The sequence below is a fragment of the Umezawaea sp. NPDC059074 genome, from assembly GCF_042738955.1.
GTDB lineage: Bacteria > Actinomycetota > Actinomycetes > Mycobacteriales > Pseudonocardiaceae > Umezawaea.
This window is the reverse complement of the sequence record NZ_JBHYHC010000102.1, coordinates 1-22,997: the sequence shown is the minus strand read 5'-3', so window position 1 is coordinate 22,997 and position 22,997 is coordinate 1. Positions and strand designations below refer to the sequence as shown.

Genomic DNA, 22,997 nt, shown 5'->3' with positions numbered 1-22,997 from the left:
GCCGAAACGCGAGGAGTGGGACATGCGCAAACGTCTGGTGCTGGTGGTCGGCGCGATCGTGCTCGGGGGTGTCGGGCTCGCCGTTCCGGCCATCGCGGGCGCGGTGGGCGGGGACGCCCCCGCCCCGGTCGCGGCGGTGCCCGCCGAAGCACCTCGGGCGGACACGCCCCCCAGCGCGGTGCCCGCCGCGCCGTCCCCGGTCGCCGTGCCCGCCGAAGCGCCGCCGAGCGCGGTGCCCGCGGTCCCGGCGGAAGGCGTTCCCGTCGCGGTGCCCGCGGTCGAGGCCGTTCCGGTCGCGGTGCCTGCCGAGGACGTCCCGTCCGCCGCGCCCGCCGAAGGCCCCGCGGTGATCTGGGCCCCCACGGCCGCCGAGCGCTGACCCACCCGCAGGGAGACCCGGAGACCACCACGCGGTGACGGACCTGAACTGGGACGCGGAGTTCGCCGAGCACTTCGCCCGACTCGCCCGCCCGATGCGCTTCACGGCGTACCTGCTGTGCGGGAACTGGTCGGAGGCCGAGGACGTCGCGCAGGCGGCGTTCCTCAAGCTGTACCTGGCCGGGCCGAGGGTGGCCCGCCGGGACGGGCTCGACGCGTACCTGCGCCGGATCGTGGTCCGGACCTTCATCACCGAGCGGCGGCGGGTCCGCTGGCGGCGGGAGCGGCTGGTGGGGGAGCCGCCCGAACTGCCGGAGCACGGCCCGTCCACGGAGGTGCGGATCGTGCTCTGGCAGGCGCTCGGGTCGGTGCCGCCGCGGCAGCGCGCCGTGCTGGTGCTGCGCTACTGGCACGACCTGACCCTGGAGGACACCGCGGCGGCGCTCGGCTGCTCGGTGGGCACGGTCAAGAGCCAGGGCAACCGGGGGCTGGCCGCGCTGCGGCGGCGGCTCGGGCCGGGGTTCGACGAGCTTCGGATGGAGGTGCGCCGCGGTGCGGGGAGATGACCTGAGGGACGTGTTCGGCGCGGTGCACGACGCGGACGACCCCGATCTGGGGTTCGACGTCGCCGACGTCGTCCGGGCCGGTGCGCGGGTCCGGCGCGGGCGGCGCACGGCGGCCGCCGTCGGCAGCGGGCTCGCCACGGTCGCCGCGGCCGTGGTGGCGCTCGTGCTGCTGCCCGGTGGGCGGTCCCCGGACCCGGTGGAGCCCGCGGGCCCGACCGTCAGCCGGACGACGACCGTCCCGGTGCCGTCGCCGGTCCCCGCGTCACCGGCGGGCGTGCCGTCGAGCGGAGCACCGCTGGAAGCGCCTTCCGTCGCGGTGCCGGACGTCCCGCCCTCCGCCTCGGCGGGCGAGCCGAGGGCGGACCCGGCCTCGTGACGTGGGCGGGGAGACGTCCCCGCCCACGCGGGGCCGCTAGGCCAACGTGCCCTTGATGGCGTTCCACTCGCGGACGGTGGTCTCGGCGAGCACCTGCGCCGCGGCGTACGGGTCGGCGGCGAGGTAGCCGCGCAGCTCGGCCTCGTCGGCCGCCTCGAAGACCAGAAGCGCGCCCTCCATGTCCGCGTACGGACCCGAGAGCAGCAGGACTCCCTTCTCCACCAACGAGTCGAGGTACTCCCGGTGCTTGGGCCTGACCTCCCCCAACTTGTCCCGATCAGGTCCGTAGACGAACTGGACCGCGAACTTGGCCATGCGCACCTCCGGCGAGAACCTGTGTTGCCGAGCCGAAGCTACCCGGCGACCGGTAACGTCCTCCCCGTGGTCGGTCCCGAGCAGAACAACAGCGGCGTCGTGCGAGTGCAGGACACGCTGACCAACCTCCGCATCTCCGACGGCGTCGCTCCGGCGCCCGCCGGTCCGCTGACGCTGGAGGACCTCTACCGCCAGCACCGGATGCGGCTGGTCCGGCTCGCGCTGCTGCTCGTCGACGAGCCCGCGACAGCCGAGGACGTGGTGCAGGAGGCCTTCACCGGCCTGCACCGCAACTGGGGCAACCTGCGCGACGCGCAGGCGGCTCTCGGTTACCTGCGGACCGCGGTCGTCAACGGGTCGCGCAGCGTGCTGCGCCGTCGCAAGACGGCCCGCGACTACACACCCCCGCACGCGGTGAACGCGCGTTCGGCCGAGAGCCTGGCGATGCTCACCGCCGAGCACCAGGCCGTGGTCGCGGCGTTGCAGCAGCTGCCGCCGCGGCAGCGCGAGGTGCTGGTGCTGCGGTACTACGGCGACATGTCCGAGGCGGAGATCGCCGAGGCCACGGGCATCTCGAAGGGCACCGTGAAGTCGACGGCGAGCCGCGCGCTGGACGCGTTGCAGAAGATCATGGCGGCCCGCTAGACGCGCTGGACCTCCACGCCGCGTTCGAGGTAGGGCGCGATGGTCTGGTCGCTCGCGGTCGAGTCGGTGATGAGCACGTCCACCTGGTCGGTGCCGACGACCTTCGCGAGCGCGCGCCTGCCGAGCTTCGACGAGTGCGCGACCACGACGACCCGGTCGGCGTGCGCGGCGAACACCCGGTTCAGCTCCGCCTCGCCCTCGTGGCGGGCGGTCGCGCCGAGGACGGGGTCGAGGCCGTCGACGCCGAGGAACGCCAGGTCGAGGAACAGCTCGTCGGCGATCCTGGCGGCCAGCGGGCCGATCAGCTGGTAGGACTGCGGGCGCGCCACGCCGCCGGTGACGACCAGCTTCACCCGCGGCCGGACGACGAGTTCGCCCGCGATGTTCAGCGCGTTCGTCACGACCGTGAGGTCGAGGTCGCTCCTGGTCGCGAGTCCTCTCGCGACTTCCGTGACGGTCGTGCCGCCGGTCAGCCCGACGACCGAGCCCGGCCCGGCCAACGCCGCCGCGGCACGACCGATGCGCTGCTTCTCGTCGGCCCTGCGGGAGGTCTTGTAGCGCATGGGCAGGTCGTAGGACACCGCCTGCGCGACCGCCCCGCCGTGGGTGCGGCTGAGGAGCTGCTGCTCGGCGAGGTGGTCGAGGTCGCGGCGGATCGTGGCCGCGGAGACGCCCAGTTCGACCGCCACCTCGTCGGTGCCGAGGCGGCCGCGGGCGGCCAGCAGCTCCAGCAGTGCCGTCAGCCGTTCGTACCGGTTCACCGGCCACATGATTCCGCGACCGGACCCATTCCGGTGCTTGGTATAGACCAATGGGCGGTGCATGCCGCAGTATCGACCCTCGTGGCACGCACGAGACACGTGGTGGCCGTCGACGTCGGCGGAACCGAGACCAAAGCAGCGCTGGTGGCGGGCACGCCGGAGCGCGTGGTCGCGGTGGGACAACAGCGCCGGACCACGCCCAAGGGCGTGGACGGCCCCTCGACCGCGGAGGCGGTGGTGGACCTGGTGGTCGACGTCGTCGACGGGTTCCGGGCCACCGCCGAGCACGGGGTGGACGCCGTCGGCGTCGTCGTGCCCGGCGTGGTCGACGAGCGGACGGGAGTCGGGGTGTACTCGACCAACCTGGGCTGGAAGGACTTCCCGTTCCGCGACCGGATCGCCGAGCGCACCGGGCTGACCGTCGCGTTCGGACACGACGTGCGAGCGGGCGGTCTCGCGGAGTGCCGGATGGGCTCGGCGCGCGGCCTGCGCCACGGGGTGATCATGCCCATCGGCACGGGCATCGCGGGCGCGCTGGTCCTCGACGGCCGGATCTACGGCGGCGACGGGTACGCGGGCGAGGTCGGCCACGTCGACGGCGGCCACGACGACCCCTGCGGCTGCGGGCAGATCGGCTGCGTCGAGGTGCGCGCGTCGTCCGGCGGCATCGCCCGCCGCTTCACCGAGCGGACCGGCATCCCGGTCGGCGGCGCGGCCGAGGTGGCCGCGATGGTGCGCGCGGGCGACCCCGACGCCGCGGCCGTGTGGGACGAGGCGATCGACGCCCTCGCCAGGGGGATCGTGGTGCTGGCGGGTGTGCTCGGGCCAGAAGCGGTGGTGCTGGGCGGCGGTCTCGCGCTGTCCGGGGACCTGCTCACCGCGCCGCTGGGCAAGAAGCTGGACGGGTTGATCACCTTCCAGCGACGACCGGAACTGCGGCTGGCGGCGCTCGGCGACGAGGCCGGGTGCCTCGGTGCGGCGCTGCTCGCCATCGACGAGTTGGAGGGTTCATGAGCACGTGGGGCGGACCGGTGGACGTGACCTTGACCGGTGGTCGGGTGGTCACGCCGGACGGCGTGCTCGAGTCCGGCTGGCTGGCGGTCCGCGACGGGCGGATCCTGGCCGTCGGGGAGGGCACGCCGCCGGACGGGCCGACGACGGACGTGAGCGGGTCGTGGCTGGTGCCCGGTTTCGTCGACATCCACTGCCACGGCGGCGGCGGTGAGGCGTTCACGAACGCCGACCCGGACCGCGTGCGCAAGGCGGCGTCGGCGCACCGCAGGCACGGCACGACCACGCTGCTCGCGAGCCTGGTGTCGCGGCCGGTGCCGGAGATGGTGGAGCAGATCGCGAAGCTCGCCGAGCTGACCCAGGACGGCCTGATCTCCGGCCTGCACCTGGAGGGCCCGTTCCTGTCGGCCGCCCGCTGCGGCGCGCACGACCCGGCGATCCTGCGGCCGCCGGACCGCGACTCCGTGACGAAGCTGCTCGCCGCGGGCAAGGGCGCGGTCCGGATGATCACGCTCGCGCCGGAGCTGGAGGGCGCGGTCGACGCGGTGCGGCTGCTGGTCGACAACGATGTCCTGGCCGCGGTCGGGCACACCGACGGCACCGAGGCCCAGATCCGCCCCGCGATCGACGCGGGCGCGACCGTGGCCACGCACCTGTTCAACGGGATGCGCCCGCTGCACCACCGCGAGCCCGGCCCGATCGGCGCGCTGCTGGACGACGAGCGCGTGACCGTCGAGCTGATCTGCGACCTCGTGCACCTGCACCCCACGGCCGTGCGGCTGGCCGCGCGGCACGCGGGCACCGGCCGGACGGTGCTCATCACCGACGCCATCGCGGCGGCCGGGGTCGGCGACGGCGTGTACGACGTGGGCGGCCTGGAGGTCCGCGTGGTCGACGGCGTGCCCACGCTCGCGGGCGGCGGTTCGCTGGCGGGCAGCACGCTGACCATGGACGCGGCGTTCCGCAACGCCGTCACCTCGTGCGGGCTGAGCATCGTGGAGGCGTCCCAGGCCGCGTCCACCCGGCCCGCGGCGCTGCTCGGTCTGAGCGACCAGACCGGCGAGCTGCGCGCGGGCCTCGCGGCCGACCTGGTCGTGCTCGACGCCGAACTGCGACCCAGCGACGTGATGAGCAAGGGCGCGTGGGTCAAGGACTAGGCGCGGGTCTGGGCTAGCGTCGGAGCCATGCCCGACGACCAGGAGCGGCTGGTGGCCAACGCGCTGCGCGCACAGGCCACCAGCTCCGGGATGCACGCGGTGCAGCCCGTGCAGCCACCCCCACCGCCCCCGCCGACGCTGCCGGTCCGGTGGGTGCTGCTGCTCGCACTCCTCTTCGGACTGGCCGCGGGCACGGTCGCGGGCTTGATCACGGTGCGCTGAACCCGTGCCGGAAATGACCAAGTTCCAAAACCTGTACCGTGTTGTGGGTGACCATCGCGCTCACCACCTCCACGGTTGCCCTCGGCCCGCAGTGGCTCAACCCCGAGTACATCCTGAGCAGCTTCGGGGGGTTCGCGCTCTTCGCGGTCTGCTTCATCATCTTCGCGGAATGCGGCCTGCTGGTCGGCTTCTTCCTGCCGGGTGACTCGCTGCTGTTCACCGCCGGGCTGTTCGTCGCGACCGGCGCGCTGGACTACCCGCTGTGGCTGGTCTGCGTCCTGGTGACGGTGTGCGCCATGCTGGGCAACGTCGTCGGCTACTACATCGGCCACCGCGCCGGTCCCGCGCTGTTCAGCAAGCCGGACTCCAAGATCTTCAAGAAGGAGTACGTCGAGAAGACGGAGGGCTTCTTCGAGAAGTACGGCGCCCGCGCCATCGTGATGGCCCGCTTCGTGCCGATCGTCCGCACCTTCATCACCGCCATGGCCGGTGTCGGTCGGATGGACCCGAAGAAGTACTTCACGTACTCGGCCATCGGCGGCGTCGCGTGGGCCGCGGGCCTGACGGTCCTGGGCTACTTCCTGGGGCAGATCGAGTTCGTGCGCAAGAACATCGAGCTGATGCTGATCCTGATCGTCCTGGTGTCGGTCGTGCCGATCATCATCGAGTTCATCAAGGCCAGGCGCGAGAAGAAGAACCTCGTCCAGCAGGAGGCCGAGGACATCACCCAGGTGTTCCCGCCCGTGGGCGCTTCCGACGCCACCCAGGTCATCCCCCGCGGCGACTACCGCGACCGGTAGGTCCACCGCGCTGAACCGCTGACGCCGCAAGGGTTTTCCCTTGCGGCGTTTTCAGTGGGCGGTGTTGTCGGCAGCGGCTTCGTGCGCGGAGAACATCGAGCCGGGGTTGAAGAGGTTTTCCGGGTCGAGGGCTCGTTTGAGGTCGCGGTGGACGCGGAGGCCCACGGGGCCGATCTCGCGTTCGAGCCACTCGCGCTTGATCTTGCCGATGCCGTGTTCGCCGGTGACCGTGCCACCGAGGGACAGGCCGATGGACAGGATGTCGTCGAACGCCTTGCGGGCGCGGGCGAACTCGTCCTCGGACGTGGGGTCGTAGACGATCGTGGGGTGCATGTTGCCGTCGCCCGCGTGGCCGACGACGGCGACGCGGAGGCCCACGTCGGCGCTGACGCGTTCGCAGCCCGCGATCAGCTCGGCGATCCTGGTGCGGGGGACGCACACGTCGTCGGTGAGCCACGCGCCGTAGACCTCCAGCGCGGTGAGGACGGCGCGGCGGGCGGTGAGCAGGTCGCGGCCCTCGGAGACGTCCTCGGTGGCGTAGACGAGTTCCGCGCCCGCGTTCGTGCAGAGCTGTTCGATCACGGCGAGTTCGCGCATGCCGACCTCGACGCCCGCGTCGGACTGGCAGATCAGCAGCGCCGCGCAGCCGGGGCCCGCGCCGAGTTCGGTCTTCAGGTACAGCTCGACGGCCTCGATGGACGTGCGGTCCATGATCTCCATCAACGACGGCACCAGGCCCTCGCGCACCACGGCGCTGACCGCCGCGCCCGCGGCCTCCGTGCTGGTGAACGCCGCCACCAGCGTCACCGGCGCCTGCGGCAGCGGGCGGAGTGCCAGGGTGGCCTTGGTGATCACGCCGAGCGTGCCCTCGCTGCCGATGAACAGCTTGGTCAGGTCGTAGCCCGCCACGCCCTTCACGGTCCGGCGGCCGGTCTTCAGCAGCTCGCCGTCGGCGAGCACGACCTCCAGGCCCAGGACCGAGTCCGTCGTGACGCCGTACTTCACGCAGCACAGGCCGCCGGCGTTCGTGGACAGGTTGCCGCCGATCGTGCACCAGTCGTAGCTGGACGGGTCCGGCGGGTAGAACAGCCCGTTCTTCTCCACGGCTCCGCGCAGGTCGAGGTTGATCACGCCCGGTTCGACGACGGCCAGCCGGTTGTCCGCGTCGATCTCCAGGATCGCGTTCATCTTCGTGGTCACGAGCACCACGCACCCGTCGACCGCGTTGGCCGCTCCGGACAGCCCGCTGCCCGCGCCGCGCGGCACGATCGGCACCTTCGCGGCGGCGCACGCGCGCACGACCGCCTGGACCTCTTCGGTGGTCGTCGGCAGGACCACGGCGAGCGGGGTGCCGAACGGGGCCAGCGGCATCATGTCGCGCTGGTAGGCGGCGGTGACGTCGGTGTCGGTCAGGACGGCGTTCGGACCCAACGCCGCGCGGAGTTCTTCGACCAGGGCCATGCTTGGCACGCTAGTCGGGTCTTCGTCACACCGGAACCAGGGCGTTTGCGACATCCGGGCACACATGTCACCCGTTGGCGGCAAAACCGTGCGGCGGCATCCGGAGGATTGGCGCAGACTCGACGGATGGTCAACGCGGAGGCTGGGAACGCCCAGCTCACCCACCGGCAGATCCTGGCCGTGCTGAGCGGCTTGATGATCGGCATGTTCCTGGCGGCACTCGATCAGACGATCGTCGGCACGTCCATCCGGACGATCGCCGACGACCTCCAGGGCCTCAGCCTCCAGGCGTGGGCCACGACGGCGTACCTGATCACGTCGACCATCTCGACGCCGATCTACGGGAAGCTGTCGGACATCTACGGCAGGCGGCCGTTCTACCTCGCCGCGATCTCGATCTTCGTGGTCGGGTCGCTGCTCTGCACGTTCTCCACCTCGATGTACGAGCTGGCGGCGTTCCGCGCGCTCCAGGGCCTCGGCGCGGGTGGCCTGATGTCGCTGGCGTTCACGATCATCGCCGACATGATGCCGCCGCGCGAGCGGGCCAAGTACCAGGGCTACTTCCTGGCGGTGTTCGGCACGTCGAGCGTCCTCGGCCCGGTCATCGGCGGCTTCCTCGCCGGTCAGGACACCATCCTCGGCGTCACGGGCTGGCGCTGGGTGTTCCTGGTGAACGTGCCGATCGGCATCATCGCGCTGGCCGTGGTGTTCCGCGTGCTGCGGCTCCCGCACGAGGCGCACGACCACCGGATCGACTACTGGGGCGCGGTGTTCCTGACCGTGGGCATCGTGCCGCTGCTGATCGTCGCCGAGCAGGGCCGCGAGTGGGGTTGGGGCTCGATCGGGTCGATCAGCTGCTACCTGATCGGCGTGGTCGGCGTGGTGCTGTTCGTGTGGATCGAGTCGAGGATGGGCGACGAGGCCCTGATCCCGCTCAAGCTGTTCAGCGCCCCGACCTTCGCGATGATCATCATCGCCGGGTTCATCGTCGGCATCGGCATGTTCGGCGGCATCTCGATGATCCCGCAGTACCTCCAGATCGTGAAGGGCCACACGCCCACCGAGGCGGGGTTGCTGATGATCCCGATGACGCTGGGCATCATGGTCGGCTCGATCGTGTCGGGCCAGATCACGTCGAGGACGGGCCGCTACAAGATCTTCCCGATCATCGGCACCGCGCTGATGGTGCTCGCGATGTTCCTGTTCACGATGGTCGACGTCGACTCGTCGATCTGGCAGCCGACCATCTTCATGACGATCTTCGGCTTCGGCCTCGGCAACTGCATGCAGACCCTCACGATCGCCGCCCAGAACGCCGTCCCGATGCGCGACCTGGGCGTGGCGACCGCGTCGGCCACGTTCTTCCGGCAGATGGGCGGCACGGTCGGCGTCGCGGTGTTCCTGTCGGTGCTGTTCAGCACGGTGCCGGACAACATCAAGGACGCCTTCACCAGGATCGTGCCCACCCCGGAGTTCCAGGCGGCGCTGAAGGACCCGGCGGTGTTGAACAACCCGGTCAACAAGCCGGTGCTGGACGCCCTCAAGGGCGGCGGCAACGGCGGCGTCCTCCAGGACTCGTCGTTCCTCCAGACGGTCGACCCGAGGCTGGCCAGGCCGTTCCTGGAGGGCTTCGCGTCCTCCATCGACGCGGTGTTCCTGACCGGCGCGTTCGTGATGATCGTGGCCTTCGTGACCACCCTGTTCATCAAGGAGATCCCGCTCAGGACCACCACGAAGGACCCGGTGGACTCAGTCCCGCACGTGTGACAGGAACTCGCGGAAGCGCTCAGCGGAGAAGGTGAGGGTCGGTTCGGGATTCTTGGAGTCCCGAACCCCCACCTGCTCGGTGAAGGCCACCTCGACGCAGTTGCCGTTGTCATTGGCACCGCTGTAGGTGCTCTTGCGCCACACGGCGGTCCTCCTACAGCTCATCCAAGATCCGCCTGATCAGCGCCTTCGAACGCCGGGGATCGAGCGCCGAAGACCTCAGGCTCTGGACGACGAGCCTACACCGGTCGACATCCGCATTCCGCTTCACAAAGGTCGAGGCGGAGATGTTCTCGAAGTAGGCCACATCGGGCTCGCCAGGATCCGCGAACTGGAGCACGCAAAAGGGGCCCAGCAGCCCGACGTGCGCGCCGAGCCCGGTGGGCAGGACGTGGATGGTGACCGAATCCAGATCGGCCATTTCGAGCAGGTAGCCCAGTTGGCCGCGCATGACCTCCAGCCCGCCGACAAGGCGGCGCAAAGCGCCCTCGTCGATGATCGCCACCAATTCCAAGGTGTCGCCCGGGCTGCTCAATCGCCGCTGCCGGATCTGCCTGATTGACACCTGGTCCCGGAATTGCCGCTCAGTTCTCGGCGCGATCCAGGTGCGGAACACCGCGGTCATGTAGTCCTCGGTTTGCAGCAGCCCCGGCAGGTAGGCCAGCGAGAAGTCCCAGACCACCGAGGCGGCGGTCTCCATGGCCGGGTAGGACCTGTTGGTCAGGCCGAAGCTGGTCCACCAGCCCTTGCGGTTGGCCTCCCTGACCAGGGCCAGGATCGGTTCCCACTCTTGCGCTCCGACCCCGTAGAGGTCCAGCATGCTTTTGACCGTGTGTACACCTACTCCCGTTGTTCCCCTCTCGATCCGGTTCAGCGTGGTGTCCGACATCTCCAGCCGCTCGTAAGCCTCTTCGAACGTCAGGCGAGCAGCCGTCCGCAATACCCGCAGCCTCCGCCCGAGGCTGCGGCGCTGATAAGCCGGACTGTCGTCGGCACCCACTCCGACAGCATCCCAGGTGACACCGACAATGTGACGTCGTCACTTCGTCCCCGCCATCCGGATCCTTCGGGCAATGACCCAGGACGACTACCTGCACGTGATCGAGTACGCCCGGCGGAATGAACCCGTGAAGTACACGGAAGTGGTGTCCGATCACGGGTGGTACATCAACTCCGGACCCGACTGGCGAATTCTGTACACGGCCGGGTGTGCGCAGGAATTCCTGGAGCGCAAAGGGGCGGCTCCTGGTGAGTGGCTGGTCGTCGTGCGGCGAATCGGTGCGCCACCGGACGGTGACCCTGTGTGTGCGATCCGTTACGACGCAAAGGTTTCCGCTACCGGTTGAGTCAAGGTCGCCCTGCGGACACCGCCCCTCGACGTAGGCTGAATGGCGTGGTTCCGTCCGGTTCGACCATCACGCTCGCGTTCGGTCCGCTCGACACCGCTGGTCCGGTGGCGGTGTGGCTGATCACGCTGGGCTTCCTGTTCGCCGAGTGCGCGTTCATCTTCGGGCTGTTCCTGCCCGGTGACTCGCTGCTGTTCGCCGCGGGCGTCATCATCGCGCAGCAGAGCGGCGCGTGGAACGCGTGGGCGCTGTCCGGGGCGGCGATGGTCGTCGCGCTGGTCGGCAACCTGGTGGGCTACTACATCGGGCGGACCACGGGTACGCACCTGCTGGCCCGCAAGGGCGGCCGGATACTCAACCGGGCGAACCTGGAGAAGGCGCGGGAGTTCCTCGACCGGCGCGGGTTCTGGGCGATCGTGCTGGCCCGCTGGATCCCGTGGGTGCGGACGCTCGCGCCGATGGTCGCGGGCGCGGCCCGGATGGACACCAAGCGGTTCCTGCTGGCGACGACGATCGGCGCGCTCGCGTGGGTGCCGACGCTCGTGCTCGCCGGGTACTACGGCGCGGGCCTGCTGACGTCGTTGCCGTGGCTGGAGACGGCGGCCGTCGTGGTCAGCATCGCGTTCTTCGTGCTCGGCACGGCCTACGGCCTGTGGCGCTACCGGCAGGAGATGCAGAAGCCGATCGACGAGGAAGCCGAGGCGGACTTCACGTCACGTCGGTGATCAGCAGGTCGGCCCCGGCCTTGGACGAGTTCACCATCAGCGCGTTGACGTGGTCGGTGCCGTGCAGCACCCGCTCCTCGGCCTCCGCGAGCGTGCGGCCGAACCTCAGGTGGCGGTCTATCAACCGCTGCACCCTCAGGTCGTCGTCGATGAACAGGAACCACGCCTCGTCCAGGACGATCCGGACGCGCTTCCACTTGTCGTAGTTCAGCAGCAGGTAGTTGCCCTCGGTCACGATGAGCGGCACGTCCGGGCTGATCGGCACCGCGCAGGCGATGGGCTCCTCGATCTCGCGGCGGAACTCGGGCGCGTAGATCGTGTCCGGACCGGCGGCCTTCAACCGGGCGAGCAGGTCCACGTAGCCGGCGACGTCGAACGTGTCCGGGGCGCCCTTGCGCTCGCTGATGCGCAGCCGCAGCAGCTCGCGCTGGGCGAGGTGGAAGCCGTCCATCTCCACGAGGGCCGCGTCGGCGCCCAGCGCGTCGACGAGCCTGCGCGCGAGCGTGGACTTGCCCGAGCCAGGTGCGCCGCCGATGCCGAGCAGCCTGCGCTCACCGGTGTCCACGAGCCCACGAGCGCGGTCGAGCAGCTCGTCGAACTTCACCTGCTGTCCTGCCACCTTGCCAACTCCTCAAGCCAATCCTGCGCGGTGTTGCGCACCCTGACCGCCGCGACCGCGTTCGCCCACCCGACCGCGTCGGCGATCGGGTCGTGCCGGGCGAGCGCGACGGTTAGGGCACCGTGCCACACGTCCCCCGCGCCGTTGGTGTCGCGCACCTCGACCGCCGGTACCGGCCGCTCGTGGAACTCCCCGTCACACGACCACGTGACTGGGTTCGCACCGTTCGTCCGGATCACCAGCGGCACCCCGCGGGCGTGCAGCTCGTCCTCGGTCGGCCCGAAAGCCGACGAGCACGCGGCGACGTCCACCAGCGGCAGCAGGTCTTCAAGCACAGGTTTCCAGCTACCGGCGTCGAGCACCACCGGCAAACCGGCATCTTTCGCGACAATCGCCGCAGCTAGGGCCAACTGGCCGAGGTGCCCGTCGAGCAAAAGCACGTCCGCCTGGAATACAAACGGCGTTACGGCGTCCACAGTGGCCTGGAGGTCGACTTCGGCGGCGTTGCGGGAGATCACCGTGCGCTCGCCGTCGCGCTCGCGGACGGCCACCATGCTGAGCGAGATCCGGGAGTCGGGCGCGAAGTCGTGGAACTCGACACCGCGCTCGGCGAGGCCCGCGGCGGCGAACGAGCCGAACGCGTCGCCGCCGACGGCGGTCAGCAGGACGGCCCGGTGGCCGAGCGCGGCCACGGTCGCGGCGGCGTTGGCGGCGGGCCCTCCCGTGGCCAGATGAACACCCAGCGACTGCACCTTGTCACCCGGAGTGGGGAATTCAGCCACCTGCTGGATGACGTCCACCGTCGTCAGGCCGACACACAAGACCGCAACCAGTGCGAACACCTCCTAGCAGGTAGGGTGCGGTCGCAAGCGATTGCGCACAAGGTTCGTCGCCCAGCGGAACGGGGCTAGTCCACATGATCACCATGCGGGAGGTCGCGACCCTCGCCGGGGTCTCCATCACCACGGTCTCACACGTCATCAACGAGACCAGATCCGTCGCCCCGGACACCAGGGAACGGGTCCTCAAGGCGATCGAGGAGACCGGCTACACCGGCGACGCCATCGCGCGCTCCCTCGTGACGGGTGGCACGAAGTCGTTGGGGCTGGCCGTGTCGCTGGTGTCCCACCCGTACTTCGCGGAGCTGATCGCCGCGATCGAGAACGAGGCCACGACCGCGGGCTACTCGCTCGTCCTCATCGACACGCGCGACACCGCCGAGTCCGAGCAGGCCGCCGTGCGGATGCTGCGCGGCCGCCGGGTGGACGGCCTGCTGCTGACGCCGTCGGCCGGCGCGGGCGGGGCGGTGCTGCCCGAGCTCCGCCGCCTCGGCATCCCGACCGTCCTCGTGGACCGGTTGACGATGAGCCAGGACATGGACCAGGTCGGACCGGAGAACGTCCAGTCCACGTCGCAGCTCGCGCGGCACCTGGCCGAGCTGGGGCACCGGCGGATCGGGATGGTCACCGGGCAGATCGGTCTGGCGACGACCGACGAGCGCGTGCTCGGCTACCGGCTGGGGCTCGGCCGCTCCGGTCTCCAGTGGGACGAGGAGCTGGTCTCGTCCGACGGCACGCTCGGGCCGCTGCTGGACCTCGAGTCCCCGCCGACGGCGGTCGTCGCGGGCGACCACATGGTCCTGAGAGACGTGTTGCACGAGGTCAGGGCCCGTGGGCTCAAGATCGGCCAGGACCTGGCGATCGTGTCGTACGACGAGGTCGAGTGGTCCGAACTGGTCGACCCGCCGCTCACGACGATGGCCCAGCCGATCGAGGAGATCGGCCGCACGGCCGTCCGGCTGCTGCTCGCGCGGATCACCGACCCGGACCGGCAGCCGGAAACAATCCGGCTCGCACCCACGTTCAAGCACCGACAGTCCTGCGGCTGTCACTGAGCGCAATATGATTTACATCAACCCCTATTCGCCCGGGTGTTCTCGGAGCGCGTCCGTTTCGTACCTATCGTCGGACGCATGCTCACAAGGACACCGATAACCCGGCAATCGGGGGAGCTTCCGAGCACAACACCGGACGTTCCCGTTCGACGCGGACGAACGCTGCGGCTTTCTCCGCCCCGACAGTTCATGCGCGATCTCCTGCACCATTCGCGCAAGGTTCCCAGCGTGCCGATGCAGCGGCGAATGCGACTGGGCGACGTGGTCGCCGCCCGCGCCGCCGCGGAGCACCGGATCAGCTGGTGCGCGATCTTCATCAAGTCCTACGCCGTGGTGTGCGACCGGCACCCGGAGCTGCGGCGGGCGTACTTCTCGTTCCCGAGGGCGCACCTCTACGAGCACCCGGAGACGGCCGCGTCGTTCAGCGTCGAGCGCAGCTACGAGGGCGAGGACGCGGTGTTCTTCACCCGCATCCCGCGCCCGGAGACGCTGTCGCTGCGCGAGATCGACGCCATCGTGCACCGGTACAAGACCGCCCCGCTGGAGAGTTTGCGCAGCTACCGGCGCATCCTGAAGCTCAGCTCGAAGCCGTTCGTGGTCCGCAGGCTGGTGTGGTGGCTGGCCGTGCAGGCCCGCGGTCCGCTGCGCGCGTACTTCCTCGGCACGTTCGCCGCGAGCACCACGGCGTCGCAGGGCGGGGCCAGCCTGCACCAGCTCTCGCCGTTGACCACGACGTTGAACTACGGCCAGTTCGAGGACGACGGAACGCTCGACGTGCGGCTCACCTACGACCACCGGGTGCTCGACGGGTCCACGGTCGCGAGGGCGCTGGTCGAACTGGAGTCGGTGCTCCGCGGCCAAGTCGTCGACGAACTGGCGACATCATGACAACTGTCGAAAACCGCGTTTCGGTAGACCTCTCGTCCGAGGCATTCTGGGCCTTGTCGCCCGAAGGTCGGGATTTGCGATTCGCCGAATTGAGACGGAATCATCCGGTGTCGTGGCAGGAAGCCATTGAAAACCCTGTTATCCCGTCGGTGAAGACCCAGGGTTATTGGGCGATCGTGAATCATGACGACGTTTCGGAGGTCAGCCGCAATCCTCGTACCTTCTCGTCCTCCGCCTACTTCGGCGGCGTCACGCTGGAGATGCTGCCGCCCGCGCTGGCCGAGGCCACCCAGTCGATCATCGCCATGGACGGCGCCAAGCACTCCCGCCTGCGCAAGCTGATCGTCACCACCTTCACCCCGCGCCAGATGGCCCGCATGGACGCCGCCATCCAGCGCGCCGCCCACGACGTGGTCGCGTCCGTGGCGCACCTCGGCGAGGTCGACTTCGTGTCCGCCATCGCCGAGCGGCTGCCGATCTGGACCATCTGCGAGATCCTCGGGCTGCCCGAGGACGAACGGGACCGCGCGCTGGTGCACGCCAACGCCATGATCGGCTGCAAGGACCCGGAGTTCGGCGGCTGCGACCCCGCACAGGCCCTCCGCGACGGCGTGGTGGCGTTCACGGCCATGTCGCTCGACCTGATCGACGAGAAGCGCGAGCACCCCACCGACGACCTGATGAGCGCCCTCATCGAGGCCGAGGTCGACGGCGAGAAGCTCACCGACGACGAGATCCGCGCGTTCTTCATCCTGCTGTTCATCGCGGGCAACGAGACCACCCGGCACGCCATCAGCCACGGCGTGCACGCCCTCGACCGCTTCCCCGACCAGCGCGCCCTGCTGCTGGACGACTTCGGCGCGCACCTGCCGGGCGCGATCGAGGAGATCCTGCGCTGGTCCACGCCGATCATGACCTTCCGCCGCACCGCCGTGGAGCGCACCGAACTGGGTGGGCAGACCATCGAGGCCGGGGAGCACGTCGTGCTCTTCTTCTCGTCGGCCAACCGCGATGACCGGGTCTTCCCCGACCCGTGGACCTTCGACATCACCCGCACGCCGAACCGGCACATCTCGTTCGGCGGCGGCGGGCCGCACTTCTGCCTCGGCGCGCACCTCGCGCGGATCGAGCTGAGGCACCTGCTGACCGAGATCTACCGGCAGCTGCCGGACCTGCGGATCGGCGAGCCCCGGTACGTGGCGGGCAACTTCATCAACGCGATCGGCCGGATGCCCGCGTACTTCACCGCGAGGGCGTCGTGACCGGCAAGCACGTCGTCACGGGGGCGACCGGGCTGGTCGGGGCGGCGCTGGTGCTGGAACTGCTGGCGCGCACCGACGACGAGGTCGTGTGCCTGGTCCGGCCCGGTCGCAAGACCGGGCCGGACGAGAAGCTGCGCACGGCGCTGGCGAAGGCCGCCCACGAGTACGGCGCGTTCGGGCTGGAGATCGACAAGCGCTGCACCGTCGTCGCGGCGGACCTCGGCAAACCGCGCCTCGGCGTGGAGGACCTCCACGGCGTGACGGAGTTCTGGCACAGCGCGGCCGACCTCCGGTACGAGGACCGGCACTGGGAGGCGTTGCGGGACACCAACGTCGAGGGCACCCGGCACGCGCTGGACCTGGCCGCCGCGGCGGGCGTGACGACGTTCAACCACATCAGCACCGCGTACGTGGCGGGCCGGACGGACGGCGAGATCGCCGAGGTCCGGATGGACGGCGTGGCGACGAACAACCGCTACGAGGACAGCAAGATCGGGGGCGAGCGCCTGGTCGCGGAGGCGACGGCGTTCGCCACCCGGACGTTCCGGCCGAGCGTGGTGATCGGCCACAGCCGGACGTACGCGCTGTGCGGCGGGCAGTCCGGGCTGTACGGGATCCAGCGGCGGCTCTCGCAGTTCCGCCGCGCGCTGGGGGCGCTGGGCTCGGCCGAGGACCTGGCTACGCCGATGCGCGTGCGGGTGGAGGAGCCCGCGCGGGTCAACCTGGTGCCGGTCGACCTGGTCGTGGCGGACGCGGTGAGCGTCAGCCAGTCCTCGTCGACGGCCGCCGTGTTCCACCTGACCCACCCGGACCCGATGCGGGTCGGGCCGGGGCTGGCGCTGATGTTCGAGAAGGCCGGCCTGGCCCGGCCGGTGCACACCGACGACGTCGACGGGTTCACCCAGCTCGAGCGGGAGTTCGACCGCAAGATCGAGTTCTACGGCTCGTACATGACCGGGCACAAGCGGTTCGACCAGGCGAACCTGGTCGACGCCATCGGTGAGCCCGCGCTGCGGTCGTGGCGGTTCGACCTCGTCGAACTGGCGAACTACCTCGACTGGTACAGCGCGGCGCAGGCCCGCTAGCGGCGGGTCGGCGTGAAGTCGTGGCGCTCCAGCGACGCCGCGGCCTCCAGCGCCATCCACCCGCCGAGCTGGACGGACAGGTCGCTCTCCGGCGTACGCCGCCGCGCCGGGGCGACCGCGGGCGTCGTCCACTCCGGACCGAACAGCGGGCCGCTCACCGCGACGGTCCTGTTGTTCCACACCGCTTCCGCCGACGAGAACACGAGGTCCGCGGCGATCTCCGCCACGGCCCCGCGGCTCGGGTCGAGCTTCGGCAGCGCGACGGCCGCCTGCGCGAGGTAGCGCAGCAGGATGCCGCCGAACAGGCCGCCGTCACCGCCGCCGTGGCCGCGCAGCACGCCGTCGACCGCCAACTCCTTGTCGACCGCGCGCACCAGCCGTTCGACCCGGTCCAGCGAGACCTGCGCGGGCGCGTCCAGCGCCACCTCCAGGTTCGCGCCGAGCAGAACCCCTTGGCAGTAGGTGTAGACGTTCTTCTCGAACTCGCGGATCTCGCCGTTCGGGTGGACGTGCAGGCCGTCCCACGCCAGCCCGGAATCGGGGTCGACGAGCGTCGCCTCCATCCAGTCCACAATGGACTTGGCGCGGACGAGGTCGGCCCGGTCGCCACCCGCCCGTGCCAGTCGGGCGAAGAAGATCGCCGTCGGCCCGTTGGCGGGGACGTTCTTGAAGTCGTCGTTGCGCTTCCACCAGATGCCACCGCCACCGTGGTCGGTCCACCCGTCGCGCAACCGGGCCGCGATGGCCGACACCGCCGACGGCCGCTCCACGTCGACGTGCTCGGCCGCGCGCAGCAGCGCGAGGCCGAGCCACGCCACGTCGTCGTAGAAGTCGTTCGTCCAGCCGACCAGGTTGCGCACCCGCACCCCGCGCACCAGCCGTTGCACGACCTTGCGCCGGGCCTCGTTCGGCGACCGCAGCTGGGCGTCGACCACGCAGTCCAGCAGGTGCGCCTGCCACCAGTAGTTGAACCGGAGGTGCAGGTGCCCGCGCCAGTCCATCGGCCACGCGGCGACGCCCAGCAGCGTCCCCGGCACGCCCCAGACCCGCCGCAGGTGCCGCGACTGGACGGCCCGTTCGGCTACTCCCGCGCGCGCCGCCAACAGCTTCGGGGTGGACCTCTCGACCGTCACGACGCCATCGTGACCCGTGACCGGCCCGGACGCGCGCTGGAACACGCCGAATCAGGTCACGGGGCGATCCGGCGCTGGTCCAGGTCCCAGTGGTAGAGCGCCATGGCCACTGACGTCGTCAGGTTGTAACTCGACACCAGCGGCCGCATCGGCAGCGACACCAGGTGGTCCGCGCGCTTCCGCATCGCCTCGGACAGCCCGTGCCGCTCCGAGCCGAACGCGAGGACGGCGTTCGACGGGATCCGGACGTCCGCGATGTCGTCGCCGTCCGCGTCCAGCGCGAAGACCGGGCCCTGGACGCCCTCCAGGTCGTCGAGCTTCCCGACCGGCACGGCGAAGTGCAGGCCCGCGCTGCCGCGCAGGACGTTCGGGTGCCACGGGTCGACGTCGCCGATCGACAGCACGCCCCCCGCTCCCAGCCCGGCGGCGACCCGGATGACCGCGCCGAAGTTGCCGAGGTTGCGCGGGTTGTCCAGCAGCACCAACGGAGTCGCGCGATCCGCGATGAGGCCAGCCACGTCCACGGCGGGCCGCGGGGCGAACCCGGCCACCCCGGTCGGATGGGTGCGGCCGACGAGCTTCGCGAACTCGGCCGACGTCACCTCCCGCACGCCCTGGAAGCGGTCGAGCAGGTCGTGGGCGTGCGAGGACGCCAAGTCGAGCAGCGCGGCGGTGCTCACCGCGAGCAGCGGTTCCACGGGCGCGCCGAAGCGCAGCGCGTGCTTGACCGCGTGGAAGCCCTCCAGCAGAACCTCAGTGGACTCCGACGTGCCGCGAATCGGCGTGGCGCTCACCGCGCCACCTCAGGTAGTAGCCGGTCCACGACCCCAGCACGACGACGCCCACCAGCAGCTGCACCACGGGTGCGGCCGACTGCGGGTAGAGCACGCCGTCGATGTAGTGGTCGATGAACCCGTCCACCAGTTCCGGCTGCCCCGCACGGGCCCGGAAGAAGTTCTCCCCGGCCGTGAGCGGGCAGTTGAGCGGGAACGCCACGACCAGGATTCCCCAGGTCGCCATCGCCAGGTGCGGGTAGATCAACCCGCGCCAGTGCCAAGCCAGAAAGCCGCCCGTGATGAGGAACACCAGGACGGCGAAGTGCACGACCATGATCAACTCTGCCAGCGCTTGAGAGACCACGTCCACCTCCCCGTTCCAATGTAGAACGGGGGTTCCACCCAGCGCGCGCGATAAACGCGCGGTTCACCCGCGCGGGAGCGTCAACCACGGAACGCGACCACCCAGATCGAGCAACAGGTCCGCCAGATGTCCCAGCGGCGCTTGGACCAGAGGCCCCGGCACGACGGCGGCGAGCGCGGACTCGTCGAACGCGATCGCCACCCCCGCCGCGCGCGGGTCGTGCAGGATCGCCTGCGCCAGGCCGGAGCCGAGCAGGGCGGGGGCGAACGCCGGGTTCTGCCTGCGCACCTCGTAGCGCTGGTCGAACACCGGGTCGCCGGTGAGCGTGAACTGCTCGAAGAGCCCCCACACGCTGTCCTCGCGCGGGCTGATCAGCACCCACGGGCCGGGCATCGGCCGGGGGACGACGACCGCGGAGTACGTGCGGAACTCGTGCGTCACCACGTTGTCCGTGCGGAACACGACCTCGACGGCGAGCACGGGCACCCCGCGCCACTGGCCGACGAGCTGGAACTTCACCCGGCTGCGGTCGGCTTCCAGCATGCGGCCGACGTGCGGCACGCGTTCCTGGAAGCCCTGGTCCTCCGCCACGAACCGCCAGCCGAGGCTCGCCTCGACCGCGCGCATCCGCTGTTCCCACTCCGACACGAACTGGGGGTTGGTGAACGGGTTGCGCTTGCGCCGGGACAGCCCGACGGCGACCCCGGCCCCGAGGATGGCCAGGACCACGAGGAGGAGGACCAGCGCCGTCATCAGCCCAGACCGAGGTCGGCCAGGTCCAGGAGGTACCGGTAGGACAGCCCCTGGGCCTCGATGATCTCCTTCGCCCCGGTGCCGCGGTCCACGACGGTCGCGACGCCGACGACGGTCGCCCCGGCCTCGCGCAGCGCCTCGACGGCGGTCAGCGGGCTGTTGCCGGTCGTGGTCGTGTCCTCCACGGCGAGCACGCGCTGCCCGGTGACCTCGATGCCCTCGATCCGGCGCTGCATGCCGTGCTTCTTGGCCTCCTTGCGGACGACGAACGCGTCCAGCACGTCACCGGCGGCCGCCGCGGCGTGCATCATCGCGGTCGCCACCGGGTCCGCGCCGAGCGTGAGCCCACCCGCGGCCACGTAGTCCCAGTCGGAGGTGAGCTGCCGCAGCAGCTTCCCGATCAGCGGGGCGGCCGCGTGGTGCAGCGTCGCCCGCCGCAGGTCGATGTAGTAGTCCGCCTCACGCCCCGAGGACAGGGTCACCTTGCCGTGCACGACGGCCAACTCACTCACCAACCGGGCCAGCTCTGCTTTGGCACCGGCGTCAAGGACCACTTCGGTTCGCACAGGTCGACACCTTTGCACACGGGACGGGAGCGGCGCGATCAGGTCCGGCCTCGACCACCGGCGAACCGCGAGGCGGCCTTGCGCAGCAACGCCCTGGGGATCAGCTTGCTCACGGACACGATCGCCTTGTACTGCGCGCCGGGGATCGACAGCGCCTTGCCCGCCCGCAGGTCCGCGAGGCAGTCGTGCACCAGCCGATCCGCGTCCAGCCACAGGAAGTCCGGCGTGGACGACATGTCGATCGACGCGCGCTCGTGGAACTCGGTGCGGACGAACCCCGGCGCCAGCGCCATGACCCGCACCGGCGTGCCGGTCGCCTCAAGCGACATCGAGATGCCCTCGGAGAACAACGTCACGTACGACTTCTCGGCACTGTAGGTCGACCCACGCCCCGGCAGGAAACTCGCCACGCTGGACACGTTCACCACCGCACCACGACCGCGTTCGACCATGCCGGGCAGCACCGCCCTGGTGAGCCGCAGGACACTCGTCACGTTCACGTCGAGTTGCGCCTGCAAGCGTTCGACGTCCATGGTCAGGAACTCACCGGAACTCGCGAACCCGGCGTTGTTGACCAGCAGATCGACCGGCGTGGCCGGATCAGCGAGCCGCCGCTCGACCACGGCCCGTTCACCAGCGTCGGAGAGATCAGCGGCCAACACCTCGACCGCGACCCCGTGCCGACCACTCAACTGCTTGGCCAACTCGTCGAGCCGGGACGTAGTACGGGCGACCAGCACGAGGTCGTGACCTTCGGCGGCAAGACGGCGGGCGAACGCGGCTCCGATACCGGCGGTGGCCCCGGTCACCATGGCGGTAGGCATGGCCCCGACGCTAGCGGGTCCTACCGACAAGTAGCGAACAGTCAGCTAGCGGGCTTGCGCCCGAACGACGGCCGGTAGACCTCGCCACCGCTCTCGTCGTCCTGCTCGGCGTCGAACGGATCGACGACATCGGCCAGCTCACCCACGTCACGCAACAACCGCTCCAGCCGGGCCGGGCTGGAGTTCGGCGGCGCGGCCGCCATCACCCAGTCACCCTCGAACCAGACCACGGTCACGTCAGCACCGATCTCCTCGGCGGCGTCGACCAGGTCAGGCGTGATCAGCTTGCGCGCCGCAGCCAACTCGGTGACAAACGCGTACCGCGACCCAACAGGCCCCAACAGGTCCGGCATCTGGTCCCGCTGGAACGGCACGCTCGGCAGCCACAACTCGATGACCACGGACAACGGCCGCCGGCACCGAACACCGACCAGGACCGAGTTGACCTTGCCGTTCGTCTCGTGGTCCAACACGTAGACCTGCCGACGCCCATCAGCGGTGAACGTGGACCCGGCGACAACGTCCCGAGCGATCCCCGTGCCGTAGTAGGCGATGGCCCCGCTCTCCCACCGCGTGGGCAGCACGTGGTCGGTCTCCTCGAACTGCCATCCACGCAACGCGGCCCACCTGCGCCGTTCCCGGTTGCGCGCGGTGCGCTGCGCCCGGTCGGTCGCGAGCAGCGCAAAGCCGGCAACTCCCGCCACCGCGCAGACGGTGAACCAGACCCAGGCAGGTATTCCCACAGCACGAGGGTAGCGGTCCCGGTGGGCATTACGAAGATCACCAGCGCCATGGTTCGCACGAACAGATCAACCCGTTACCTCGCACGGGGGTGTCCCCCCGGTTTGACCCTGCCCCCACCACCCACCTGTGCCCAGGTCAGACAGCCCAGGGAGATCACCACACAGCTTTCTCCCGGTAGCCACAGCCACAACGTGATCAGCCGACAGCCACCGCCACCCACGACACAGGCCGAGCCACCAGGCCCCCGGCCCAAACCAAGCCCCGTAACCAACCCGCCCCAACCGCTACCCGCACCGATCGGAACTGCTCCCTCTCCCTCTTCCGGCCCCCGGCCGGCACCCGCACCGTTCGGAACTGGACTTAAAATCTTCCGGCCCCCGGCCGGCACTCGCACCGAGACCAAACCGCACCGCGCCGGCAGGTTCTTTTAACCCCCACCCCGGCCGGCCCCCGATTGTTTTTGCGCCCCCACCCCTTTTCGCTTTGTCAAGGCGTCTTTCCAGCCTTGACAAAGCGAAAAGGGGTGGGATAATTGGCGCAATCGGGGTTCGCCAAACCA

Annotated in this window: 29 protein-coding genes; 15 read left to right on the top strand and 14 right to left on the bottom strand. The window is 70.3% G+C overall.

Annotation, left to right across the window (positions count from 1 at the left end; translation table 11 throughout):
• Positions 1-22 precede the first annotated feature (22 nt).
• Genes ACFWW9_RS33510 through ACFWW9_RS33500 form a run of 3 tightly spaced genes read left to right on the top strand, consistent with a single transcriptional unit; the run spans position 23 to position 1,320 of the window.
• On the top strand, positions 23-379 hold the full coding sequence (locus ACFWW9_RS33510) for a hypothetical protein (RefSeq protein WP_390386147.1): 357 nt from the start codon (positions 23-25) through the stop codon (positions 377-379).
• Between the two features lie 43 nt (positions 380-422).
• A complete protein-coding gene (locus ACFWW9_RS33505; protein ID WP_390386160.1) occupies positions 423-944 on the top strand; it encodes a SigE family RNA polymerase sigma factor in 522 nt (173 codons plus the stop codon).
• Positions 931-1,320: a hypothetical protein gene (locus ACFWW9_RS33500; RefSeq protein ID WP_390386146.1), complete on the top strand. Its 390-nt coding sequence runs from the start codon at positions 931-933 to the stop codon at positions 1,318-1,320. Before ACFWW9_RS33505 ends, ACFWW9_RS33500 begins: the two co-directional genes overlap by 14 nt.
• 36 nt (positions 1,321-1,356) lie before the next feature.
• Here ACFWW9_RS33500 and ACFWW9_RS33495 read toward each other — a convergent pair whose 3' ends face one another.
• Positions 1,357-1,635 carry a YciI family protein gene (locus tag ACFWW9_RS33495; protein WP_390386145.1) on the bottom strand — a complete coding sequence of 93 codons (279 nt, stop codon included), beginning with the start codon at positions 1,633-1,635 and terminating at the stop codon, positions 1,357-1,359.
• Between the two features lie 66 nt (positions 1,636-1,701).
• Here ACFWW9_RS33495 and ACFWW9_RS33490 point away from each other — a divergent pair, with 66 nt between their 5' ends.
• A complete protein-coding gene (locus ACFWW9_RS33490) occupies positions 1,702-2,280 on the top strand; it encodes a SigE family RNA polymerase sigma factor (RefSeq protein WP_390386144.1) in 579 nt (192 codons plus the stop codon).
• Here the strand turns inward: ACFWW9_RS33490 and ACFWW9_RS33485 are convergent.
• On the bottom strand, positions 2,277-3,041 hold the full coding sequence (locus ACFWW9_RS33485) for a DeoR/GlpR family DNA-binding transcription regulator (RefSeq protein WP_390386143.1): 765 nt from the start codon (positions 3,039-3,041) through the stop codon (positions 2,277-2,279). The two genes, ACFWW9_RS33490 and ACFWW9_RS33485, sit on opposite strands and share 4 nt — an antisense overlap.
• 81 nt (positions 3,042-3,122) lie before the next feature.
• On the opposite strand from ACFWW9_RS33485, the gene ACFWW9_RS33480 reads away from it, so the two are divergent.
• The 4 genes from ACFWW9_RS33480 to ACFWW9_RS33465 are packed head-to-tail and all read left to right on the top strand — an operon-like array spanning position 3,123 to position 6,231.
• Positions 3,123-4,055, top strand: a complete 933-nt coding sequence (locus ACFWW9_RS33480; RefSeq protein WP_390386142.1) for an ROK family protein — start codon at positions 3,123-3,125, stop codon at positions 4,053-4,055.
• Entirely contained in the window at positions 4,052-5,209 is a 1,158-nt protein-coding gene (gene nagA / locus ACFWW9_RS33475) for an N-acetylglucosamine-6-phosphate deacetylase (RefSeq protein ID WP_390386141.1), read from the top strand. The genes ACFWW9_RS33480 and nagA overlap by 4 nt, the downstream gene beginning before the upstream one ends.
• A gap of 27 nt (positions 5,210-5,236) precedes the next feature.
• Entirely contained in the window at positions 5,237-5,431 is a 195-nt protein-coding gene (locus tag ACFWW9_RS33470) for a hypothetical protein (RefSeq protein WP_390386140.1), read from the top strand.
• Between the two features lie 38 nt (positions 5,432-5,469).
• A complete protein-coding gene (locus ACFWW9_RS33465; protein ID WP_390386139.1) occupies positions 5,470-6,231 on the top strand; it encodes a DedA family protein in 762 nt (253 codons plus the stop codon).
• Positions 6,232-6,282: 51 nt separating this feature from the next.
• On the opposite strand, the gene ACFWW9_RS33460 is transcribed toward ACFWW9_RS33465, so the two are convergent.
• Positions 6,283-7,692, bottom strand: a complete 1,410-nt coding sequence (locus tag ACFWW9_RS33460) for an FAD-binding oxidoreductase (RefSeq protein ID WP_390386138.1) — start codon at positions 7,690-7,692, stop codon at positions 6,283-6,285.
• Between the two features lie 126 nt (positions 7,693-7,818).
• Between ACFWW9_RS33460 and ACFWW9_RS33455 the strand changes: the two genes are divergently transcribed.
• A complete protein-coding gene (locus ACFWW9_RS33455) occupies positions 7,819-9,459 on the top strand; it encodes an MDR family MFS transporter (RefSeq protein ID WP_390386137.1) in 1,641 nt (546 codons plus the stop codon).
• Here ACFWW9_RS33455 and ACFWW9_RS33450 read toward each other — a convergent pair.
• Positions 9,442-9,603 (bottom strand): DUF397 domain-containing protein, encoded by a 162-nt coding sequence (locus ACFWW9_RS33450; protein WP_390386136.1) that lies wholly within the window; start codon positions 9,601-9,603, stop codon positions 9,442-9,444. The genes ACFWW9_RS33455 and ACFWW9_RS33450 overlap by 18 nt on opposite strands.
• Positions 9,604-9,613: 10 nt before the next feature.
• Entirely contained in the window at positions 9,614-10,459 is an 846-nt protein-coding gene (locus ACFWW9_RS33445; protein WP_390386135.1) for a helix-turn-helix domain-containing protein, read from the bottom strand.
• Positions 10,460-10,532: 73 nt separating this feature from the next.
• On the opposite strand from ACFWW9_RS33445, the gene ACFWW9_RS33440 reads away from it, so the two are divergent.
• Together ACFWW9_RS33440 and ACFWW9_RS33435 are read left to right on the top strand one after the other, a co-directional pair.
• The gene (locus tag ACFWW9_RS33440) at positions 10,533-10,805 is read left to right on the top strand and encodes a hypothetical protein (RefSeq protein WP_390386134.1); all 273 of its coding nucleotides are present in this window, start codon (positions 10,533-10,535) and stop codon (positions 10,803-10,805) included.
• 47 nt (positions 10,806-10,852) lie between these two features.
• Positions 10,853-11,530: a DedA family protein gene (locus ACFWW9_RS33435; RefSeq protein WP_390386133.1), complete on the top strand. Its 678-nt coding sequence runs from the start codon at positions 10,853-10,855 to the stop codon at positions 11,528-11,530.
• Here ACFWW9_RS33435 and ACFWW9_RS33430 read toward each other — a convergent pair.
• Complete coding sequence (locus ACFWW9_RS33430; RefSeq protein ID WP_390386132.1) at positions 11,514-12,149, bottom strand: nucleoside/nucleotide kinase family protein; 636 nt, start codon at positions 12,147-12,149, stop codon at positions 11,514-11,516. The two genes, ACFWW9_RS33435 and ACFWW9_RS33430, sit on opposite strands and share 17 nt — an antisense overlap.
• A complete protein-coding gene (locus ACFWW9_RS33425) occupies positions 12,131-12,982 on the bottom strand; it encodes a PfkB family carbohydrate kinase (RefSeq protein WP_390386159.1) in 852 nt (283 codons plus the stop codon). Before ACFWW9_RS33425 ends, ACFWW9_RS33430 begins: the two co-directional genes overlap by 19 nt.
• Before the next feature lie 83 nt (positions 12,983-13,065).
• Between ACFWW9_RS33425 and ACFWW9_RS33420 the strand changes: the two genes are divergently transcribed.
• The 4 genes from ACFWW9_RS33420 (at position 13,066) to ACFWW9_RS33405 (ending at position 17,278) form a co-directional block, all read left to right on the top strand.
• Positions 13,066-14,043 (top strand): LacI family DNA-binding transcriptional regulator, encoded by a 978-nt coding sequence (locus tag ACFWW9_RS33420; protein WP_390386131.1) that lies wholly within the window; start codon positions 13,066-13,068, stop codon positions 14,041-14,043.
• Between the two features lie 228 nt (positions 14,044-14,271).
• Positions 14,272-14,931: a hypothetical protein gene (locus tag ACFWW9_RS33415; RefSeq protein WP_390386130.1), complete on the top strand. Its 660-nt coding sequence runs from the start codon at positions 14,272-14,274 to the stop codon at positions 14,929-14,931.
• 176 nt (positions 14,932-15,107) lie between these two features.
• Positions 15,108-16,193 carry a cytochrome P450 gene (locus tag ACFWW9_RS33410; protein ID WP_390386129.1) on the top strand — a complete coding sequence of 362 codons (1,086 nt, stop codon included), beginning with the start codon at positions 15,108-15,110 and terminating at the stop codon, positions 16,191-16,193.
• Entirely contained in the window at positions 16,190-17,278 is a 1,089-nt protein-coding gene (locus ACFWW9_RS33405; protein WP_390386128.1) for an SDR family oxidoreductase, read from the top strand. The genes ACFWW9_RS33410 and ACFWW9_RS33405 overlap by 4 nt, the downstream gene beginning before the upstream one ends.
• On the opposite strand, the gene ACFWW9_RS33400 is transcribed toward ACFWW9_RS33405, so the two are convergent.
• From ACFWW9_RS33400 to ACFWW9_RS33370, 7 genes are all read right to left on the bottom strand, one after another.
• Positions 17,275-18,411, bottom strand: a complete 1,137-nt coding sequence (locus ACFWW9_RS33400; protein WP_390386127.1) for a glycoside hydrolase family 76 protein — start codon at positions 18,409-18,411, stop codon at positions 17,275-17,277. The genes ACFWW9_RS33405 and ACFWW9_RS33400 overlap by 4 nt on opposite strands.
• Before the next feature lie 56 nt (positions 18,412-18,467).
• Positions 18,468-19,205, bottom strand: a complete 738-nt coding sequence (locus tag ACFWW9_RS33395; RefSeq protein ID WP_390386126.1) for a TrmH family RNA methyltransferase — start codon at positions 19,203-19,205, stop codon at positions 18,468-18,470.
• On the bottom strand, positions 19,165-19,551 hold the full coding sequence (locus ACFWW9_RS33390) for a DUF2784 domain-containing protein (RefSeq protein WP_390386125.1): 387 nt from the start codon (positions 19,549-19,551) through the stop codon (positions 19,165-19,167). Before ACFWW9_RS33390 ends, ACFWW9_RS33395 begins: the two co-directional genes overlap by 41 nt.
• A 63-nt stretch (positions 19,552-19,614) precedes the next feature.
• A complete protein-coding gene (locus ACFWW9_RS33385; RefSeq protein WP_390386124.1) occupies positions 19,615-20,304 on the bottom strand; it encodes a hypothetical protein in 690 nt (229 codons plus the stop codon).
• A complete protein-coding gene (pyrE, locus tag ACFWW9_RS33380) occupies positions 20,304-20,858 on the bottom strand; it encodes an orotate phosphoribosyltransferase (protein ID WP_390386158.1) in 555 nt (184 codons plus the stop codon). The genes ACFWW9_RS33385 and pyrE overlap by 1 nt, the downstream gene beginning before the upstream one ends.
• A gap of 50 nt (positions 20,859-20,908) precedes the next feature.
• Positions 20,909-21,694, bottom strand: a complete 786-nt coding sequence (locus ACFWW9_RS33375) for an SDR family NAD(P)-dependent oxidoreductase (protein ID WP_390386123.1) — start codon at positions 21,692-21,694, stop codon at positions 20,909-20,911.
• A gap of 41 nt (positions 21,695-21,735) precedes the next feature.
• Positions 21,736-22,437, bottom strand: coding sequence for a hypothetical protein (locus ACFWW9_RS33370; RefSeq protein ID WP_390386122.1), 702 nt, complete (start codon positions 22,435-22,437; stop codon positions 21,736-21,738).
• Positions 22,438-22,997 lie beyond the last annotated feature (560 nt).

Bases quoted from the DNA above. Each gene is read 5' to 3' on its own strand.
- ACFWW9_RS33420 (WP_390386131.1), top strand. From the start codon at position 13,066: ATGATCACCATGCGGGAGGTCGCGACCCTCGCCGGGGTCTCCATCACC.
- ACFWW9_RS33460 (WP_390386138.1), bottom strand. From the start codon at position 7,692: ATGGCCCTGGTCGAAGAACTCCGCGCGGCGTTGGGTCCGAACGCCGTC.
- ACFWW9_RS33495 (WP_390386145.1), bottom strand. From the start codon at position 1,635: ATGGCCAAGTTCGCGGTCCAGTTCGTCTACGGACCTGATCGGGACAAG.
- ACFWW9_RS33375 (WP_390386123.1), bottom strand. From the start codon at position 21,694: ATGCCTACCGCCATGGTGACCGGGGCCACCGCCGGTATCGGAGCCGCG.
- ACFWW9_RS33470 (WP_390386140.1), top strand. From the start codon at position 5,237: ATGCCCGACGACCAGGAGCGGCTGGTGGCCAACGCGCTGCGCGCACAG.
- nagA (WP_390386141.1), top strand. From the start codon at position 4,052: ATGAGCACGTGGGGCGGACCGGTGGACGTGACCTTGACCGGTGGTCGG.
- ACFWW9_RS33455 (WP_390386137.1), top strand. From the start codon at position 7,819: ATGGTCAACGCGGAGGCTGGGAACGCCCAGCTCACCCACCGGCAGATC.
- ACFWW9_RS33510 (WP_390386147.1), top strand. From the start codon at position 23: ATGCGCAAACGTCTGGTGCTGGTGGTCGGCGCGATCGTGCTCGGGGGT.
- ACFWW9_RS33440 (WP_390386134.1), top strand. From the start codon at position 10,533: ATGACCCAGGACGACTACCTGCACGTGATCGAGTACGCCCGGCGGAAT.
- ACFWW9_RS33385 (WP_390386124.1), bottom strand. From the start codon at position 20,304: ATGACGGCGCTGGTCCTCCTCCTCGTGGTCCTGGCCATCCTCGGGGCC.